General features: G+C 70.7%; 21 protein-coding genes. 10 read left to right on the top strand and 11 right to left on the bottom strand.

The features are described from left to right. Window position 1: 1 nt before the first annotated feature. The 6 genes from sigM to QSK10_RS29280 all read left to right on the top strand — a co-directional run bounded on the left by sigM (window position 2) and on the right by QSK10_RS29280 (window position 4,778). Complete coding sequence (gene sigM, locus QSK10_RS29255; RefSeq protein WP_285666512.1) at window positions 2-610, top strand: RNA polymerase sigma factor SigM; 609 nt, start codon at window positions 2-4, stop codon at window positions 608-610. After that, a complete protein-coding gene (locus QSK10_RS29260) occupies window positions 607-1,314 on the top strand; it encodes an RsmA family anti-sigma factor (protein WP_285666514.1) in 708 nt (235 codons plus the stop codon). Before sigM ends, QSK10_RS29260 begins: the two co-directional genes overlap by 4 nt. Window positions 1,315-1,627: 313 nt before the next feature. Next, a complete protein-coding gene (locus QSK10_RS29265; RefSeq protein ID WP_285666515.1) occupies window positions 1,628-2,014 on the top strand; it encodes a hypothetical protein in 387 nt (128 codons plus the stop codon). Window positions 2,015-2,751: 737 nt separating this feature from the next. Further along, the gene (gene trxB, locus QSK10_RS29270) at window positions 2,752-3,690 is read left to right on the top strand and encodes a thioredoxin-disulfide reductase (protein ID WP_285666516.1); all 939 of its coding nucleotides are present in this window, start codon (window positions 2,752-2,754) and stop codon (window positions 3,688-3,690) included. A gap of 53 nt (window positions 3,691-3,743) precedes the next feature. Continuing rightward, window positions 3,744-4,067: a thioredoxin gene (trxA, locus tag QSK10_RS29275; protein ID WP_285666897.1), complete on the top strand. Its 324-nt coding sequence runs from the start codon at window positions 3,744-3,746 to the stop codon at window positions 4,065-4,067. Between the two features lie 72 nt (window positions 4,068-4,139). Beyond that, window positions 4,140-4,778 carry a class I SAM-dependent methyltransferase gene (locus QSK10_RS29280; RefSeq protein WP_285666517.1) on the top strand — a complete coding sequence of 213 codons (639 nt, stop codon included), beginning with the start codon at window positions 4,140-4,142 and terminating at the stop codon, window positions 4,776-4,778. A 32-nt stretch (window positions 4,779-4,810) separates the two neighbouring features. On the opposite strand, the gene QSK10_RS29285 is transcribed toward QSK10_RS29280, so the two are convergent. Further along, a complete protein-coding gene (locus QSK10_RS29285; RefSeq protein ID WP_285666518.1) occupies window positions 4,811-5,572 on the bottom strand; it encodes an alpha/beta fold hydrolase in 762 nt (253 codons plus the stop codon). An 80-nt stretch (window positions 5,573-5,652) separates the two neighbouring features. Between QSK10_RS29285 and QSK10_RS29290 the strand changes: the two genes are divergently transcribed. Beyond that, a complete protein-coding gene (locus QSK10_RS29290) occupies window positions 5,653-6,177 on the top strand; it encodes a PadR family transcriptional regulator (protein WP_285666520.1) in 525 nt (174 codons plus the stop codon). 310 nt (window positions 6,178-6,487) lie between these two features. Here QSK10_RS29290 and QSK10_RS29295 read toward each other — a convergent pair whose 3' ends face one another. Beyond that, window positions 6,488-6,781: a 4a-hydroxytetrahydrobiopterin dehydratase gene (locus QSK10_RS29295; protein WP_285666521.1), complete on the bottom strand. Its 294-nt coding sequence runs from the start codon at window positions 6,779-6,781 to the stop codon at window positions 6,488-6,490. Window positions 6,782-6,813: 32 nt separating this feature from the next. Next, complete coding sequence (locus tag QSK10_RS29300; protein ID WP_285666523.1) at window positions 6,814-7,464, bottom strand: GNAT family N-acetyltransferase; 651 nt, start codon at window positions 7,462-7,464, stop codon at window positions 6,814-6,816. Window positions 7,465-7,531: 67 nt separating this feature from the next. Here QSK10_RS29300 and QSK10_RS29305 point away from each other — a divergent pair, with 67 nt between their 5' ends. Beyond that, entirely contained in the window at window positions 7,532-8,806 is a 1,275-nt protein-coding gene (locus tag QSK10_RS29305; protein ID WP_285666526.1) for an aminotransferase-like domain-containing protein, read from the top strand. Beyond that, window positions 8,803-9,774 (top strand): D-alanine--D-alanine ligase family protein, encoded by a 972-nt coding sequence (locus QSK10_RS29310; protein WP_285666527.1) that lies wholly within the window; start codon window positions 8,803-8,805, stop codon window positions 9,772-9,774. The genes QSK10_RS29305 and QSK10_RS29310 overlap by 4 nt, the downstream gene beginning before the upstream one ends. Here QSK10_RS29310 and QSK10_RS29315 read toward each other — a convergent pair. From QSK10_RS29315 to QSK10_RS29335, 5 genes are all read right to left on the bottom strand, one after another. Then, entirely contained in the window at window positions 9,761-10,303 is a 543-nt protein-coding gene (locus QSK10_RS29315) for a hypothetical protein (protein ID WP_285666529.1), read from the bottom strand. The genes QSK10_RS29310 and QSK10_RS29315 overlap by 14 nt on opposite strands. 332 nt (window positions 10,304-10,635) lie before the next feature. Further along, window positions 10,636-11,178 (bottom strand): GNAT family N-acetyltransferase, encoded by a 543-nt coding sequence (locus tag QSK10_RS29320; protein WP_285666531.1) that lies wholly within the window; start codon window positions 11,176-11,178, stop codon window positions 10,636-10,638. A 599-nt stretch (window positions 11,179-11,777) separates the two neighbouring features. After that, a complete protein-coding gene (locus tag QSK10_RS29325) occupies window positions 11,778-12,284 on the bottom strand; it encodes a GNAT family N-acetyltransferase (protein WP_285666532.1) in 507 nt (168 codons plus the stop codon). A 244-nt stretch (window positions 12,285-12,528) separates the two neighbouring features. Then, on the bottom strand, window positions 12,529-13,596 hold the full coding sequence (locus QSK10_RS29330) for a ParB/RepB/Spo0J family partition protein (RefSeq protein ID WP_285666534.1): 1,068 nt from the start codon (window positions 13,594-13,596) through the stop codon (window positions 12,529-12,531). Beyond that, on the bottom strand, window positions 13,596-14,726 hold the full coding sequence (locus tag QSK10_RS29335; protein ID WP_432705380.1) for a ParA family protein: 1,131 nt from the start codon (window positions 14,724-14,726) through the stop codon (window positions 13,596-13,598). Before QSK10_RS29335 ends, QSK10_RS29330 begins: the two co-directional genes overlap by 1 nt. Window positions 14,727-15,090: 364 nt before the next feature. Here QSK10_RS29335 and QSK10_RS29340 point away from each other — a divergent pair, with 364 nt between their 5' ends. Beyond that, entirely contained in the window at window positions 15,091-15,807 is a 717-nt protein-coding gene (locus QSK10_RS29340; protein WP_285666537.1) for a DUF4253 domain-containing protein, read from the top strand. 75 nt (window positions 15,808-15,882) lie between these two features. Here the strand turns inward: QSK10_RS29340 and rsmG are convergent, their stop codons facing one another. The 3 genes from rsmG to yidC are packed head-to-tail and all read right to left on the bottom strand — an operon-like array spanning window position 15,883 to window position 18,013. Then, on the bottom strand, window positions 15,883-16,482 hold the full coding sequence (gene rsmG, locus QSK10_RS29345; RefSeq protein ID WP_349497714.1) for a 16S rRNA (guanine(527)-N(7))-methyltransferase RsmG: 600 nt from the start codon (window positions 16,480-16,482) through the stop codon (window positions 15,883-15,885). A gap of 56 nt (window positions 16,483-16,538) precedes the next feature. Then, window positions 16,539-17,045 (bottom strand): Jag family protein, encoded by a 507-nt coding sequence (locus QSK10_RS29350; protein ID WP_285666541.1) that lies wholly within the window; start codon window positions 17,043-17,045, stop codon window positions 16,539-16,541. A 14-nt stretch (window positions 17,046-17,059) separates the two neighbouring features. Next, window positions 17,060-18,013: a membrane protein insertase YidC gene (yidC, locus tag QSK10_RS29355; RefSeq protein WP_285666898.1), complete on the bottom strand. Its 954-nt coding sequence runs from the start codon at window positions 18,011-18,013 to the stop codon at window positions 17,060-17,062.

Consider the following 18,013-nt stretch of genomic DNA (forward strand, 5'->3'; position numbering starts at 1 on the left):
CATGGAAGAGCCGTCGGACGCCGAACTCCTGCGTCGCCACCTCATCGGCGACCGTGAGGCCTTCGGCGAGCTCTTCCGCCGTCACCGCGAGCGGCTGTGGGCGGTCTCCCTGCGCACCCTGGGGCATCCCGAGGACGCCGCCGACGCGCTCCAGGAGGCGATGATCTCGGCCTACCGGGGCGCGGCGAAGTTCCGCGGCGACTCGGCGGTCACCACCTGGCTGCACCGGATCGTGGTCAACGCGTGCCTGGACCGGGTCCGCCGCAACAAGGTCCGCGCCACCGTCCCGCTGCCCGAGGGCGGCCCGGAGCCGGTGGCGCCCGACGGCGACCCGGCGCACGTGGCGACGACCCTCGCCGTCGAGCAGGCCCTGTCGGCGCTGCCCTTCGACCAGCGCGCGGCCCTCGTCCTGGTCGACATGATGGGCTACCCCGTGGGGGAGACCTCGTCGATCCTGGGCGTGCCCGAGGGCACGGTGAAGAGCAGGTGTGCGCGAGGTCGCACCCGGCTGGCCGAGATGCTGGGGCATTTGCGGAACCCGGACGCCGATCCGGCCGTCCCATCGACAACACCGGGAGTTCACGGCGGGCGAGAGGAGAGCGGCGGATGACGGAGTCACCGGACCGGGCGGCCGACGCGGTACGCGCCGACCTGCGGCTGCTCGCGGACGCGACCCCGCCCATGCCGGCCGAGCTGATCACCCGCCTCGACCTGGCGCTGGCGGCGGAGATCGCCGCGCCTCCCGCTCTCATTTCGGACGGCCCCGCGACACGCCCGAGCCGCCGCCGCTGGCCCCGGCTCGTGGTCGCCTTCACCACCGGCGTGATGGTCCTGGCCGGGCTCACCGTCGGCGCGACCGCGCTCTGGCGCGGCCAGCAGCAGGACACCGCCGGTGACTCCAGCGCCGCCTCACCCCAGTCCCGCCGCGAGTCCCCCGCGCCCACGTCGGCGGTCAAGGACGGCACCGAGGGCCTCAACGGCGGCCCCGACGAGGGCGGGCCGCGCGTCCTGCGCTCCGGCAAGGACTACACCGAGTCGACCCTCCGCGAGGTGGGCTCGGGAGCCTCGATGGCCGAGAAGTCCACCGATCCCGTGCTGGACCGCCTCTCGTCGTCCCCCTCGGCCCGCGAGGACTGCTTCACCGCGATCCTCGGCGCCTACCCCGGCCGCGTGACCCTGGCCGACTTCGGCTACTTCAAAGGCACCCCGGCCCTGGTGGTGCGGGTGACCTCGGACGGAGCGGAGCGCTTCGTGGCCGTCGGCGCCGACTGCGGCGTGGCGGGACCGGACGAGCTGTACACGGTCGCGGCCTGAGGCCCACCCCTCATCACTCTTGCCCCCGGGTTAGGGGGTAAGCAGGCCCCGGTCCGACCCCTTGGGCCGCCTTCCGCCTGACCCCTCAGGCCGGGCGACGGCCCTCCACACCTCTTCTTCCTTCGTTCCTCGCACCCGTTCTCCATGACCCAGGGCGGCGCTTCGGCGCCGCCTTCGGCATTTCCGCAGCTCAGTGCCGGGTTAGCGGTCGCCTCAAAATTTCTTAGGTCAAACACAAACTTGTGCTTGACACATTAGATGGGTGCGACCTAAAGTTAGCCTCGTTCCAAGTTGAGCCAGTCAAGGAGTCAGGTTGCGAAACCCCACCGCGTACCCCGCGCAGCACCACTACCACCGCCGCTCGATCACGACCGGCACGCACGGCGGCACGACCCGCACCATCGGCGCCACCGCCGTCCGCACCGCCTCTGCCACCCGCACCGCCCCGAACAAGGAGATCCGTATGAACGCGCAGCGCACCACTCTCATCCCGGCCCTCTCCGTGGCCACCGCCGTCACCCCCACCGCCCTCACCACCGCTCAGATGGAGATCCAGATGCGAAGCACCAACGGCACCACCCGCTCCTCCGTTCTCGCCGTCGCCGTCGCGAAGAGCCGCCACAAGCACGACCCCCGCGCCCGCGACCTGGCCGTACGCGGCCGCCAGTACGACTTCCGCAAGGGCGGCTACCGACGCTGACCCCGCGACGTTCACCGAGAGAACGCACCGCGTGAGCGCACGACATGAAGAACACGGCGTACACCGCTGAGACCGGGTACTTCGCGACTGAGTGCATAAAGCCTGAGTCCACAGAGCCCGAGTACATGGACATCACCGCGACGAAGCCCCGCCCGGGCCATCGGGCGGGGCTTCCGCCGTTTCGGGGAGATGAGGCGGTGCCGGCGGGCCCGCGAAGCTCCAGCCCGCTGCCCGACACCGCACCCGGACGGCCACACGGACGCAAGGCGTGCGAGGCCCACCGCGCCCGGTGGGCTGGGCGGCCCGTCCCAAACCCTCGCCCCGCCCCTCCCGCCGTTCACCGAACTCCCACGCCACTCCCGGGCCCCGGCGGCGCCTCCATCGCGCCCTCCCGCCGCCCCTTCGCCCACCCGTCCACCGCTCGGACCGGTCCGTCCGCTTCGCCCAACTCGTCACCCCCGTGTCCCGCCCCACTTCCGGGTACCTCGGCTCGCCGGGGCGACTCGCCGGGGGTCACTCTTGAATCGGCGGCGTTCTAGGGTCGCGACACACCCCACCCCCGTATGGTCCGAGGCCGCGCGGGTGATGTGCGCGCAGCTAGACGCGCCGTCCGGCAGCGGCGTGACCAACGCCTCGGTTACGGCGGCTGCCCATCGGGAATGTCTTCTCCGTACCATGACGTTGCCCGGTCAGTACTCTCCGACCAACTCGGGCGCCCGAACGTCAAGGAGCATTCCGTGAGCGACATCCGCAACGTGATCATCGTGGGGTCCGGTCCCGCCGGTTACACCGCCGCGGTGTACACCGCGCGCGCCAACCTCAAGCCGCTCGTCATCGAGGGCGCGGAATCCGGTGGCGCGCTGATGACCACGACCGAGGTCGAGAACTTCCCCGGGTTCGCCGACGGCATCCTGGGTCCCGACCTCATGGACAACATGCGCAAGCAGGCCGAACGCTTCGGCGCCGAGTTCATCACCGATGACGTCACCGACGTCGACCTCGACGGCGACGTCAAGAAGGTCACCGTGGGCGGCAAGGTCCACCAGGCCCGCGCCGTCATCCTGGCGACCGGTTCGGCGTGGCGTCCGCTCGGCGTCCCGGGCGAGCAGGACCTGCTCGGCCACGGGGTGTCGTCCTGCGCCACCTGCGACGGGTTCTTCTTCCGCGACCAGGACATCGTGGTCGTCGGCGGCGGCGACTCGGCGATGGAGGAGGCGAACTTCCTGACGAAGTTCGGCCGCACCGTCACCATCGTGCACCGCCGCGACGAGTTCCGCGCGTCCAAGATCATGGCCGAGCGGGCTCTGAACAACCCCAAGATCACCGTGGAGTGGAACTCCACGGTCGACGAGATCCTCGGCACCGACGGCAAGGTCTCCGGTCTGGTCCTGCGGGACGTCAAGACCGGCGAGACGCGGACCAAGGAGGCCACCGGCGTGTTCATCGCCATCGGCCACGACCCGCGTTCGGACCTGTTCCGCGGCAAGGTCGACCTCGACGACGAGGGTTACGTGACGGTCGCCGCCCCCGGCACCGCCACGAACGTGCCCGGCGTCTTCGCCGCCGGCGACCTCGTCGACCACACCTACCGGCAGGCGATCACCGCCGCCGGCACCGGCTGCGCCGCCGCTCTCGACGCCGAGCGCTACGTGGCCGCTTTCGAGCACCAGAACTAGCCCTAGGGCTGGGTAAGTCCACCGAACTTTTTTCTTCTGATGGGAGCATGACCGTGGGAGCCACCAAGGTCGTCACCGACAAGTCGTTCATCAGCGATGTGCTGCAGGCCGACAAGCCCGTCCTCGTCGACTTCTGGGCCGAGTGGTGCGGTCCGTGCCGCAAGGTCTCCCCGGTCCTGGAGGAGCTCGCCGGTGAGCTGGGCGAGCAGGTCTCCGTGGTCAAGCTGGAGATCGACCAGAACCCCGAGACCGCGCGCAACTACCAGGTCATGTCCGTCCCGACGCTGATGCTGTTCAAGGGCGGCCAGCCGGTGGACGCCATCGTCGGCGCCAAGCCGAAGGGCGTCATCCGCGGGCTCATCGAGAAGGCCCTCTAGACATCCTTGTCGCGAGTCTTTCGAGTGAACGGCGGTCCCGCTTCGGGGCCGCCGTTTCCCTATGATCGCCGGATGTCCTCCCACACCGAAGAAGTACGCCGCGCCTACGACATCGTCGCCGACTCCTACGGCACGCTGGTCAACGAGAAGATCGGCATCCTGCCCGTCGAGCGCGCCTCGATGGAGCTGTTCTCCACACTGATCGGCGACGGTCAGGTCGTGGAGGTCGGCTGCGGCACCGGCCGCGCCTCGGGACGCCTGGACGCGCTCGGGGTCAAGGTCTTCGGCGTCGACCTCTCCCCGGAGATGGTCCGGGTCGCCCGCGGGTACTTCCCGCACCTGCGCTTCGAGGTCGGCACCATGACCGCGCTGGACATCGAGTCGTCCAGTGTGGACGGCCTGATGGCCTGGTACTCGATCATCCACATCGCACCCGAGGACCTCCCGGCCGTCGCCGCCGAGTTCGCCCGGGTCGTGCGTCCCGGCGGGCACCTGATGCTCGGCTTCCAGCAGGGCGAGGGCGTGCCCCGCCGCATCGAGGAGGCCTACGACCACACCGATCTGGGCTACACCTCCTGGCGGCACGACCCCGAGGTGGTCCTGAAGGCCATGCGCGAGGCGGGTTTCGTCGATTACGTGCGGCTCCGCGAGGAGATGCGCGAACCGAACAAGACGCCGCAGTGCGTCCTGGTGATGGACCGGGTCGCCTAGCCCAGGGCCTTCGCCACGGCTTCAGCGCAGTACTAGCCCAATGCCTTCGCCAGGGCTTCGGCAAACCCGTCCACATTGTCCAGCATGATGTTGTGGTCGCAGTCGGGTACCGCGACGACGTCCACACCGGACGCCCGCAGCGCGTCCTCGCCCCTCAGCTCACCGTCGGCGGCGGGGTAGACGAACGCGCGCGGGCAGTCCAGGTCCTGCAGGGTCTGCCGCATCGAGGGCAGCCCGGTGCGCAGGGCCAGCCCGCACGCCGATCGGTACAGCCCCACCGGGTCGGCCATCCGCATCGTGGACGCCCAGTGCGCCCCGGCGCGTCCCAGGACCACCTCGCGTCCGCCGTTCAGGAACTCCTCCTCGGTGAAGCCGTAGATCCGCAGCGCGCCGGGCGGGGGCGGCACCTGCGCCGGATCGAGGTTGGCGTCGACGGCGACCAGCCGCCGCACCCGCTCGGGATACCGCGCGGCGAACATGATGGCCACCGAGCCGCCCATCGAGTGCCCGATGACGTCGTAGGCGCCCTCCGGCAGCGCGGCCGCGACCGCGTCGGCGTGGTCCTCGGGGGTGTACCCGAAGTCGCCCGGCGCGTCACTGGCGCCGTGCCCGGGCAGGTCCAGCAGCAGCGAGCGGTGCCCGGCCAGCAGGGGATGGGCGACGGCCGCGGCGTAGTAGTACGGCGAGCTGGAGCCGAGTCCGTGCAGGTACAGGCGGGGCGCGGGAGCGTCGTCGCCGGGGATCTCGACGTAGCGGATCGATGAGCCGTCGGGACGGAACGGGATGGCGCGCATCGGTGTCTCCTCAGGGGTGGGGTGCTCCGGGGACTATACCTAGATCACTAGGTATCTCGTCAAGGGGGTATCGTGAGCCCATGCTGGAACTCGCCGCCCTCGGCTTCCTCTACGACGAGCGCCTGCACGGCTACGAGCTGCGCAAGAAGATCGCCGCCCTCACCGGGCACGTCCGCCCCATCGCCGACGGAACCCTGTACCCGCTGCTGAAGCGCCTGGAGGCCGCCGGTTACCTGGAGCGCGAGCTCGAACCCGGCCAGGTCGCCGCCCCGCGGCACATGCTCGTGCTGACCGCCAAGGGCCGCGCCGAGCTGTTCCAGCGGCTGCGCAGGCCCGACGAGCTGTTCATCACCGACGAGAACCGCTGGTTCACCGTGCTGGCCTTCCTGCGGCACCTGGACGACCCGGCACAGCAGGCGATGGTCCTGCGGCGGCGGCTGACCTTCCTGACGCAGCCCGCCTCGTTCTTCTGGGACGGCGACCGGCCCCTGCGCGCCGGGGACTTCGACGACCCCTTCCGGCGCGGGCTGTTCACCATCGCCACCGCCACCAGCCGCACCGAGATCGCCTGGCTGCGCGAGACCCTGGCCGAGCTGGCGGGCTAGCCCGCCTCCTCCACCACAACCGGGGATGAGGCTCCCGTCGAAGCGCCGCTGCCCATCGATCGGCCCACCCGGACCGTCCTCACCGGGCCGCACCCGGTGGAAGCGGAAGGCGCCGCCGTACTGCCCGCCCCGACGCAGCACCGCACCGGACGGACCCCCACCGGCCCGCGCACGCCCGGCCCGAGCGCGAGCCCCGGCGCCGGGCCCAGCCCGTCCAGCGGGCCGAGTGACGCCACCGCCGTGTCGTTCACACGAACGGAAAGCACGCGCGCATCGTCCGAGACCGGTGTGCCCGCGCGCGACCCCGCGCTCAGCTCACGCCGGCCAGCACCTCCTCGATGCGCGCGGCCAGGTCGAGGTCCCTCGCCGTCACCCCGCCCGCCGAATGCGTGGAGCAGCGGAAGGTCAGGGTGCGCCAGCGGATGTCGATGTCGGGGTGGTGGTCGAGCTGCTCGGCGATGGCCGCCACCCGGTCGACCACCGCGATCGCGGTGGCGAAGCCGGGCAGCTCGGCCGTCCGCTCGATGCCCTCGCCGTCGCCGCTCCAGCCGGGGAGCCGCTTCAGCGCTTCGGTGAGTTCCTCAGGTGCCAGAATGCCGCTCATGACCCGACCATATGGGACGGGTGCGACAAAAGCTATCCCGGCGACCGTCGGACGGGGTCGTAGGTGCCCTTGGGCGCCGAGGACAGCACCGAACCGGCGGTGGCCAGCAGCTGGTCCAGGGCCCGGTCGACCTCCGCGCGCCACGACAGGGCGGTGCGCAGCTCCAGCCGCAGCCGCGGGTAGTGCGGGTCGGCGCGGACGGTCTTGAAGCCCACCGAGCGCAGGAAGTCGGCCGGGGCCACGCACGCGTGCTCCTCGCCGCGCTGGTCGCCGAAGACCTCGATGGCCTTGATGCCGCGCTTGGCCAGGTCCTTCGCCGCCGCCTGGAGCAGCTCGCGGCCGAGCCCGCGTCCGGCGTACTCGGGCAGGACGTGCGCGGTGGTCAGCAGGACCGCGTCGGCCGAGACGGGCGCGGACGGGAACGCCGCCGCGCGCGGCACGTAGGACGGCGGCGCGTACAGCACGAAACCGACCGGTGTGTCGCCCTCGTAGGCGACCCGGCCGCACGCCCCCCATTCCAGGAGGGCCGCCGAGACCCACAATTCCTTCTCGAAACCGGCGTCGCCACCATCGCAGGCCTGCTCGGCGGCGACGGGGTCGAGCTCCCAGAAGACGCAGCCACGGCAGCGGCGCGGCAGGTCCTCAAGCACATCGAGCGTCAAGCTCACTATTCGGCGTGACATCGTCACCTATGGTATTCGCTGATCCGCCGGTAACATGGCAGATCTCTACGCCCGCGCAGGAGGTGCCGTGTCAGGTACGACGCTCGACGATTACACGGATAGGTACGCGCAGCGGGTCCACGGCATGGCACAGAGCGAGATCCGCGCTCTGTTCTCCGTCGCCAGTCGACCCGAAGTCGTGTCACTCGCGGGCGGGAATCCTTACACCGCAGCACTTCCGCTCGGTGACGTCGGCGAGATGTTCGCCGAGATGCTGGCCACCGACGGCGCCAAGGCGCTGCTCTACGGCCCCGGTCAGGGCGACGTCGCCCTCCGCGAGGCCATCTGCATGGTCATGGCCGATTCCGGCATCGACCTGTCCTCCGGCGCGTCGCCGGACGACGTGGTCGTCACCGTCGGCGCCCAGCAGGCCCTCGACCTGCTCACCCGGGTCTTCTGCGACCCCGGTGACGTCGTCATCGCCGAGGGACCCACCTACGTCGGCGCGCTCGGGGTGTTCCAGGCCGCGCAGTGCCAGGTCGTGCACGTCCCCGTCGACGACGAGGGCCTCATCCCCGAGGCCCTGGAGGAGACCCTGGCGGTCCTGGCGAAGGCCGGGAAGCGCCCCAAGTTCCTCTACACCGTCCCCACGTACCAGAACCCGACCGGCGTCACCCTCACCGAGGCGCGGCGCGAGCGCGTCCTGGACATCTGCGAGGCCGCGGACCTGCTCGTCGTCGAGGACGACCCGTACGGCGCCCTCGGCTTCGAGGGCCAGCCGCCGCGTCCGCTGCGCGCACGCCGCCGCTCCGGCATCTTCTACGTCGGCACGTTCTCCAAGACCTTCGCCGCCGGGTTGCGCGTGGGCTGGGTGCTGGCGCCGCCGGCCGTCCGCGACAAGATCGTGCTGGCCACCGAGGCCGCGATCCTGTGCCCGAGCGCCCTGGCGCAGGGCGCGGTGGTGCGCTACCTGACGGCGATGCCGTGGCGCGAGCAGGTGAAGACCTTCCGCGAGCTCTACGCCTCTCGCCGCGACGCCCTCCTGTCGGCGCTGACCGACTACATGCCCGCCGGGATGCGCTGGACGAAGCCCGGCGGCGGCCTGTTCGTGTGGGCCGAGCTGCCCGAGGGCCTCGACTCCAAGGCGATGCTGCCGCGCGCGCTCCAGCAGCGCGTCGCCTACGTCCCCGGCACCGGCTTCTACGCCGACGGTTCGGGACGCGGCCAGATGCGCCTCAACTTCTCCTTCCCACCGGCCGACCGCATTCGCGAGGGGGTGCGTAGGCTCGCCGACGTGATCAGCGAGCAGTCCGCGCTCTCCCAGACCTTCGAGGGCGCCGCACCGAGGACGGACGACGCATGACCGGCGAACCCGCCGCAGCACTGGCCGACGCGCGAGTACTCATCCTCGCCGGCGGCCTTTCCTACGAGAGGGACGTGTCCCTGCGCTCGGGGCGCCGCATCGCCGACGCCCTGGGCGAACTCGGCGTCCACGCCGAACTGGCCGATGTGGACGCGTCCCTGCTGTCCTCGCTGGCCAAGGACCCGCCGGAGGCCGTGGTCTTCGCGCTGCACGGCGCGCCCGGTGAGGACGGCTCGCTGCGGGGCGTCCTGGAGCTCCTGGGCGTCCCCTACGTCGGGCCCTCGGCGACCTCAGCCCGCCGTGCCTGGGACAAGCCCGGCGCGAAGACGCTGCTGCGCGAGGCCGGTCTGGCCACCCCCGACTGGATCGCGCTACCCCGCGAGACCTTCTCCGACCTGGGCGCGGCGGCGCTGCTGGACCGCATCGCCCAGCGCATGGGCCTCCCGCTCGTGGTGAAGCCCTCGCAGGGCGGCTCGGGCCTCGGCGTCCAGCGCGTCACCGACGCCGCGGACCTCCCGGCGGCGATGATGGCGGCGTTCGCCTACGGCGACGTGGCCCTCATCGAGCGGTTCGTGCCCGGCGTGGACGTCGCGGTCAGCATCGTCGACCTCGGCGAGGGGCCCGTGGCCCTGCCCGCCGTGGAGATCGCGCCCAAGGGCGGCGAGTACGACTACGTGGCCCGCTACAACGCCGGCGCCACCACCTGGCACTGCCCCGCGCGCCTGTCGGACGAGGTGGCCGCCCGCGTCGCCGAGGTCGCCGTCGCGGCCCACACCGCGCTGAACCTGGGCGACCTGTCCCGCGTCGACCTCATGGTCGCCGAGGACGGCACGCCCTGGTTCCTGGAGGCGAACGTCGCGCCCGGCATGACCGAGACCTCGCTGCTTCCCCACGCCGCCCGCGCGGCCGGGATCGGTCTCGGCCAGCTACTGGCGTCCCTCGTCGAGCGGGCGATCAAGCGTCATTGAGGTAGGCGGCGAGGAACTCCAGGTCCTCCCGCCACTTCCGCTCGTCCACCGGCGGCAGGATGTCGTCCCACATCGTCATGAACGGCCCCCGCAGGTGCAGGGCGCCGTACGGGCGCGCCAGGAACCACACCTGGAGGTGCGCCGCCGAGTCGCCCCACCGCGCCACGTGGACGCGCGCGACGCCGTCCAGCGAGCGGATCGCCCGCTCCAGCCGCACGGTCAGCACGCCGAGTTCGGCAGCGTGCATCGTCGACAGGTCACCGAGATCGAGGTGGCTGCGGGTTTCGAGGATGAGGACCATCGGCAGCCCGCCGGGCTTCGGCAGGGCCTTGACCCGCCACCGGTCGTCGGTCCACAGGTAGTCGGCGTCGCCCGCGGCGCAGGACGGGCAGTCGGCCGGGTCCTCACCGCGTCTGGGCGGCTCGACCGCCGCGGACGCCTCGAAGGGTTTCAGCCGGATCTCGCCGGTGAACGGGAAGGACGGCCACTGCACGAAGTCTGGAAGTTTGGAGCGCTCTACCCCTGCCACACAGGCACCGTACCGGGCCCGGGCGAGGAGGGACAGGGGTGAAGTGGACGAACCGGGGACCTAAATGGACTCATGCCGGCCGGGAGTCCACCGGGGAGCGCCCGGCCCCCTGAGAGGCCACGAGAGGGTCCGGGACGGAGGCTTCGTTCGAGTGGAGAGGTGGCCGCCACGAGGGGCCGTACGGGCGTCAGGGCGGGCTGGCGGGGTGGTCGCCGGACGTCGCATGTTTCACGTGAAACACGGCCCGTCCCGTCGCATGAGCTCGGCCGGACACGCGAAACGGGCCGGGGATCACCCCGGCCCGCTCGTCGGTCTGCCTCGATGGACGTCGGCTACTTCAGCCGACGCCACATGATGATGTCGTCGCGATAATCGCCCGCGCTGATGCGGACCGCCCGCGGCAGCCGGCCCACCTCCACGAAGCCGTGGCGGAGGTAGAACTCCTCCGCGCCGGTGCCGGTGCGGACCTTCAGGCTGAGCGCCTCAAGGTCGAGCACACTGCGCGCCACGGTGTCGACCGCGGCCAGCAGGCGGCCACCGAGCCCGGCGCCCTGCCGGTCGGGATCCACCTGGACGTGCCGGAGAGTACGCCACCCCTGTCGCGGCGGGCTGTCGTTGGATGCGAGAACGGTCCAGCCGACAATGGTTTCTCCTTCCGTGAGGGCGACGAGTGTGTCGGTGCCGTCGATGACTCGCGAAAGGATGGAAACGGTGGTTGGTCGGACCTCTGGCACGGTGACCGGGGCGACGAAGCCCGCGGACCCTCCCGCGTTGGTGACTCGGACCCACAGGTCGGTCAACTCATTGACGAGTTCGGCGGTCACGGGAGGATCGACGAGGACGCCTATCTCTCCGGTCAAGGTCGGTGTTGACACGCCGTCAAGCGTGACCCATCACCGCCTGTGATGGAAGCGGCAATCCCACATTCCGGGCAAGATCACAGCTCACACGCCTGGGGAGGGCCGAAAACGGGCCGAGATGTCACCCGGGCGTCATGCGCCGGACGTTCGGGCGCGAAGCGGGACACCGGACGCCCCCGGCACCCCCGGCACCCCCGGCACCCCCGGCACCCCCGGCACCCCCGGCACCCCCGGCACCCCCGGCACCCCCGGCACCCCCGGCACCCAGGGATCGTGAAGCCTGCTCACGTCCGCCTCGATGAGCCTCGGCCCCTGCCACGCCTTCCGTCTCGGTCCCGTTCGCCGTTTCACGTGAAACATCGCACGGCCCGCCCCACGCCGCCCCACGCCGCCCATCGCACCCACCACCCACCACCGACCGCTGTCGCCTCTCGCCGCTGGGCCACCCGTCGACTCGGCGCACCGTTCCGCCGAGCTCGGAGCGCCATCTCCGTCCGGCGTGCCATACCTCTTTATCCAGCGCTCAATCCGGAGCTCCATCCACCACCCTCCGCCCACCCCATGCGCGGCGGTGGGCACCGCCTCCCACGAAAGGAGGCGGTGCCCACCGTGTTTCACGTGAAACGGTGCTCGCTCTTGGAGCGCGGCGTGAACCCCGTCGCCCGGAACAGTCCCGCCGACTCCTCCGACAGGGCGGTCGCGGTCACCACCGCCAGGCCCTCCGATTCGGCCGCGATGAACAGCCGGGTGATGAGGGCGGCCCCGATGCCCCGGCGGCGGTGCTCGGCCACCACCCCGAGGTCCCGGAGGGCGGCGACGTCCCGCCCCCGGAACGGGCGCGGAGTCGCCACGACGAAGCCGACGACCACGCGGTCGAGCCGGGCGACGAGCCAGAGGCTCGGTTCGAAGGGGGAGCGGGGGTCGTCGACGCGCTCGCTCCACCAGTCCGCCAGGTCGGGTTCGGCATCGGGGTGGCAGGCGCGGTGGGCGCGGTAGAGCCCGCGGGCATCGTGGTTCGGGTTGAAGGTGGCGATGGTGACGTCCTTCGGGAGAAGGGCCGGGCGCGGCTGGTCACCATTCAGCACGACACGCAAGGGCGTGCCGAGAGAGCTCTCGATCAAATGTGGTTCCTTCTTCGCGTCGTAACGGGACATCGGTCCCGGGCACGCGCGGCCGCGCTCAGATGGCGGCGGCGGGACTCCGATGGCGGAGGACGCCCGGGTGACTGATGTGGGAAGCCACGGCGTCACCTCCTTCGGTTCGCAGGAACCTTGATCCTCTCATGTGGAGAATCAATCGGCAACGCCGAAGGGCCGGACGCTCGTCCGGCCCTTCGGCGTTGTTTCACGTGAAACGGCGCGGGAGCTACTCCGCCGCCTTCTCTTGATCGAGGCGCATCATGTCCACGATTCGCTCCAGGTCGGAGACCGTCGCGAACTCGATCGTGATGCGTCCCTTGCGCTGGCCGAGGTTCACCTTCACGCGGGTCTCGAAGTGGTCCGCGAGCCGGTTCGCCAGATCGTCCACGCCGGGCGCGTTGACCCGGGGCTTCCGGCGGGCGGCCCCACCGGTCTCCGTTTCACGTGAAACATCGGCCTGCTGGACGAGTTCCTCGGTGGTCCGGACGGAGAGCCCCTCGGCGACGATCCGCTTGGCGAGCGCCTCCTGTGCCTCGGAGGTCGCCAGACCGAGGAGCGCGCGGGCGTGCCCGGCGGACAGGACGCCCGCCGCCACCCGCCGCTGCACGGGGCCCGGCAGGTTCAGCAGGCGGATGGTGTTGGAGATCTGCGGGCGGCTGCGGCCGATGCGGCGGGACAGCTCCTCCTGCGTCACCCCGAACTCCTCCAGCAGCTGCTGGTAGGCCGCGCCCTCTTCGAGCGGGTTCAGCTGCGCGCGGTGGATGTTCTCCAGGAGGGCGTCGCGGAGCATGTCCTCGTCGCGGGTGTCCCGGATGATCGCCGGGATCGACTCCAGCCCGAGTCCGCGGGAGGCCCGCAGCCGCCGCTCGCCCATGATGAGCTCGTAGCGGGAGAGGGTGCCCTCCTCGGTCTCCTGGATGTAGGGCCGCACGACGATCGGCTGGAGGAGCCCGACCTCGCGGATGGACGCCTTCAGCTCCTCCAGGGCCTCCTCGTCGAAGACCTCACGCGGCTGCTTCGGGTTGACCACGATCGCGTCGAGCGGGACGACCCGGAACTTCGCGCCCGGGACGGGGGACAGGCCCGGCGTCTCGTCCTCGGCCGGCGGCGCCTGCACCACGGGGGCGGGCGGCACCGTTTCACGTGAAACATCGACCTGCGCCGGAACCGGCGGCTTGTCGATCACGGCCACCGGGGCCGGAGCGGGCGGCGCCTCGGAGGTCAGTTCGGAGACGTCGGTGGGGATGAGGGCGCCGAGTCCACGGCCGAGCCCACGTCGCTTCGGAGGAGCCATCAGCGCTCGCCTCCCATCGCGGCGCCGCGAACGGCGATCTCTTCGGCGGCTTCGAAGTAGCTCGTCGCGCCACGCGATCCGGGGTCGTAGGTCATGACCGACTGGCCGTAGCCCGGCGCCTCGGACACGCGCACGTTGCGGGGGACGACGGACTTGAGGACGGTGTCCCCGAAGTGCCCGCGCACCTCCTGCTCGACCTGGTCGGCGAGTTTGGTGCGGCTGTCGTACATCGTCAGCAGGATCGTGGAGACGCGCAGGTGCGGGTTCAGGTGCGCCTTGACGAGCTCGATGTTGCGCAGGAGCTGGCCGAGTCCCTCCAGGGCGTAGTACTCGCACTGGATCGGGATGAGCACCTCGGCCGCGGCCACCATCGCGTTGACGGTGAGCAGTCCGAGGGACGGCGGGCAGTCGATGAAGACGTAGTCGAGCTCCTGCTCGAAGCCCTCGATCGCCATCCGCAGCCGCGATTCGCGCGCCACCATCGACACCAGCTCCACCTCGGAGCCGGCCAGGTCGATGGTCGCCGGGACGCACCACAGGTTCGGGATGCCCTCGACGGACGCGGCGACCTCGTTCAGCGGCACGCTCTCGATGAGCGAGTCGTAGATGCTCGGCACCTCGGTGTGGTGCTCGACGCCGAGGCCCGTGGACGCGTTCCCCTGCGGGTCGAGGTCGATCACCATGACCCGGTTCCCATGCAGCGCAAGGGATACAGCCAAGTTCACCGCCGAGGTCGTCTTACCGACGCCGCCCTTCTGGTTGGCCACGGCGATGATCCGGCAGTGCGGCGGACGCGGCATCAGCACGTCCCCACCCGGGTTCAGGACCTTCACCGCGCGCTTCGCCTCCAGGGCGAGCGGCAGGTCGTCCTCTTCCTCCGCGGGCTTCCGCGGCCCGGACGGCAGCGCGGCGGCGGCGGCCTTCTCCTCATTGGCGTGCCGCCCGCCCCGGCTCTGCGGGTACACCCCGCCGGGGCCCACTCTGCTGGCTCTGCGTTCTGATTCGTCGTCGGTGTAGATCTGCCGCATCTCTCGCTCCCCCGGATCGGTCGTTTCTCGCCTCGGCTTGTCGACTCTTAAAGGAGCAGCCTCATGTGATGACTTCCCGGCGGCCTGAGCGGCGTCGAGCATCTCCCGGATCCGCCGATGGCTCGAATTGCCGCCCAGCGGGGTCGCATCTTCAGACATCATCCACACCCTCGTCGCGTAGGACACGACACGCGCGCGGCCGATGTTTCACGTGAAACGAGCGCGCGCATGCCACGACAGACTACGAGGCTTCGGTGCACCGTCGCCATCCGACACCCGGGTATCCGATACGCGAGTTGAAGCCGCGCATGTTTCACGTGAAACGGCGACCGGCGGAGCAGGGGAGCGGTCGCGATGAGGGCTCGGGAGGAGAGTGTGTTTCACGTGAAACATCGCCGGATCGCCCGCCTCGCAAGGGTTTGGGCGACCGCGCAAGCCCGTCGCGGGGATCGGCTACATTCCCGGGATGCTCGCTGATCTGCTCGCCGCCCACCCCGTGCCGCTCCCGCCCGGCCGGATCATCCACGGCGACGAGGGCGACGGGAGTGAGTCGCACTGGCTCTCGGACGGGCCGATCGGGATCTCCCTCTGGCGCGACCTGGTCGCCACCCGCGCGGCCACCGGCCTGGCGCCCGTACTCGCCGCCCCACTCGACGACGACCCCCGCGAACCGTTCCGCCCGTGGGGATCGGGGGAGTGCTTCCCCGACGACACGAGCTCACCCGCCGCACACGACCCGGCCGCGACACTCGCGCGATGGTGGGAACGCCGCGGCGACGGGCGCGCGTGGCCCGGCACAGCAGCGGGGGAGTCGTTCGCCGTCGAGGCGGCCGACCGCTCGGAGGACGAGCTGGCGGAGGAGCTGCTGGCCGTGCGTCAGCCGCTGAGGCTCGTGCTGGCCCGGGGACGCAGCGCCGCCGAGGCGCTGGCGTCCGCGGGATGGTCGGGCCCGGCCAACTACGGGGCCGACTTCGCGCCCTATACCGCGATCCTCGCCGACTGGGAGCGGCGCTACGGTGCCCGTGTGGTCGCCGCCGGATTCGCCGAACTGTGGGTGAGTCTGGCCGTCCCGCCGGCCGACCCGGTCCGCGTGGCCGGTGAGCATCTGGCCTTCTGCCCGGACCACACCGTCCAGGGGCCGGGCCTCGCGGCCTCCACCCGCTGGCACTTCTGGTGGGACTGACCCGTCCCACCGCACACGAAACGGCGGCCGGATCCCCACCCGACCGCCGTTAAGCGAAAAAGCGAAAACCAGCCCCTACCCCCGGCGCGGTACCCGCACCACCGTCGTCGGCGGCTCCAGCATCCCCACGCCGCACAGCACGAGTTCCGGCTCGCCGCCGCGCGCCTTGCGGATCGCGCGGGCATGCTCGGTCATCTCCTCCTGCGCCGAGCCGCCCTTCATGGCCAGCAGCTCGCCGCCGCGCGCGACCAGGGGCAGGCACCAGCGGCTCAGCTTGCCGAGGTCGGCGACCGCGCGGGCGGTCACCACGGGCGCGGCGACGTCGCAATCCTCCGCCCGGCCACGGAAGACGGTGACGTTGTCCAGCCCGAGGGCGGCGACCGCCTCCTCCAGGAATGTGGTCCGGCGCAGCATCGGCTCCACCAGCATCAGCTGGAGGTCCGGGCGCGCGATGGCCAGCGGGATTCCGGGCAGGCCCGCCCCCGAGCCCACGTCGATCACCGCCGTCCCCTCGTCGATCAGTTCACCCAGGACCGCACAGTTCAGCAGGTGCCGGTCCCACAGGCGCGGGACCTCGCGCGGCCCGATCAGGCCGCGCGTGACGCCGTCGGTGGCGAGCAGCTCGGCGTAGGCCTCCGCGAGGGGCAGCCGGTCGCCGAAGAGAGAAGTGGCCACCACGAGGAACGGCCCCTCCGCGAGGGAGGGGCCGTTCGGGGTCGGTTCGGCCGAACTCAAGCCGGGCTCACGATCACGCGGCGGTCGGGTTCGACACCCTCGGATTCGCTCACCACGTCCTTGCGGGCGTTGATGACGTCGTGCACGCACTTGCGCTCGAAGGCGTTCATCGGGTCGAGACGAACGGGGTTGCCGTACTGGGCGACCTCGTCGGCGACCTTCTTGGCGAGGGCCTGGAGCTCGCTGCGACGGGTGGCGCGGAAGCCGCCGATGTCGAGCATGAGCCGGCTGTGCTCGCCGTTCTTGCGGAACACCGCGAGGCGGGTCAGCTCCTGGAGGGCCTCCAGGGTGGCGCCGGCGGGTCCGACGAGCTGGGTCAGGCCCGCTCCGACGACCTCCACGATGGGACGGTCGTCCTTCACGAGCTCATCGATGTCCCCGTCGAGGTCGAGGATGTCGAGGAGGCCCTCGACGTAGTCGGCCGCGATCTCGCTCTGCTGGAACAAGGCATCGGTGTCCACCCCGGCCCCGGACTGCGCAACTTCTGTGGTCGTGTCAGCCACGTGCTGCCTCTCTCTTACTTCCCGGCACCCTTGCGGGTGCCGCCCTTTTTCGGGTTGGCCGGGCGCGCGCCGGGCTTGGGCGCGAGTTCCTTCTGACGGCTCTCAGCCTCGACGCGGGCCTTCTCGGCCGCCTTCGAGCCCGGCTTCCCGGTGGTCTTGCCCCCGGAGGTCGCCATCTTGGGCGGCGGATACTTCCGCAGCACCCACATCTGCTGACCGAGGGAGAATCCATTCGAGATCACCCAGTACAGGACCACACCGAGCGGGAACATCACGCCGGAGATGAGCAGCGTAGCCGGGATGCCGTAGAGCATCAGGCGCTGCATCATCTTCTGCTGGCGGTCCTCGGCCCAGCCGGTCTTGAGGATCATCTGACGCGAGGTCATGTAGGTCGTGAAGACCATCGTCGCGATCAGGACGGAGGCGACGATCTTGACGGTGACCTGGCTGCTGCCGACCGACGTGAGCTGGTCGGCGGCGGTGCGGAAGGAGGACCAGATCGGCGCGTTGAACAGGCGCGAGTCCAGGAAGCTGTCGAACTGATCGGCCGACCAGCCGTAAAGCGTCTTCTGGGTGTTGCCCGGGTGCACGCGGCGCAGGACGTGCAGCAGACCGATGAACACCGGCGACTGGAGCAGGATGGGAAGGCAGCCCATGAGCGGGTTGGCCTTCTCCTTGCGGTACAGCTCCATGAGCTGCTTCTGCATTTCCTGGCGGTCGTGCTTGTACTTGGTCTGGAGCTCCTTGACCTTCGGCTGGAGCGCCTGCATGGCCCGCTGCGACTTGATCTGCTTGACGAACAGCGGGAACACCAGGATCCGGATGGTGATCACCAGGAAGATGATCGCCAGGATCCACGACCAGTCCGTGCCGAGAAAGCGGCCGTCGGGCAGGATCGAGTCCCAGAGGGAATGCCAGCTCAGCAGGAGCCACGAAATGCTCCAATAGAGCCATTCGAGCGGGAAGAT

The organism is Actinorhabdospora filicis (genome assembly GCF_030269765.1).
In the GTDB taxonomy this organism is placed as follows: Bacteria; Actinomycetota; Actinomycetes; order Mycobacteriales; family Micromonosporaceae; genus Actinorhabdospora; species Actinorhabdospora filicis.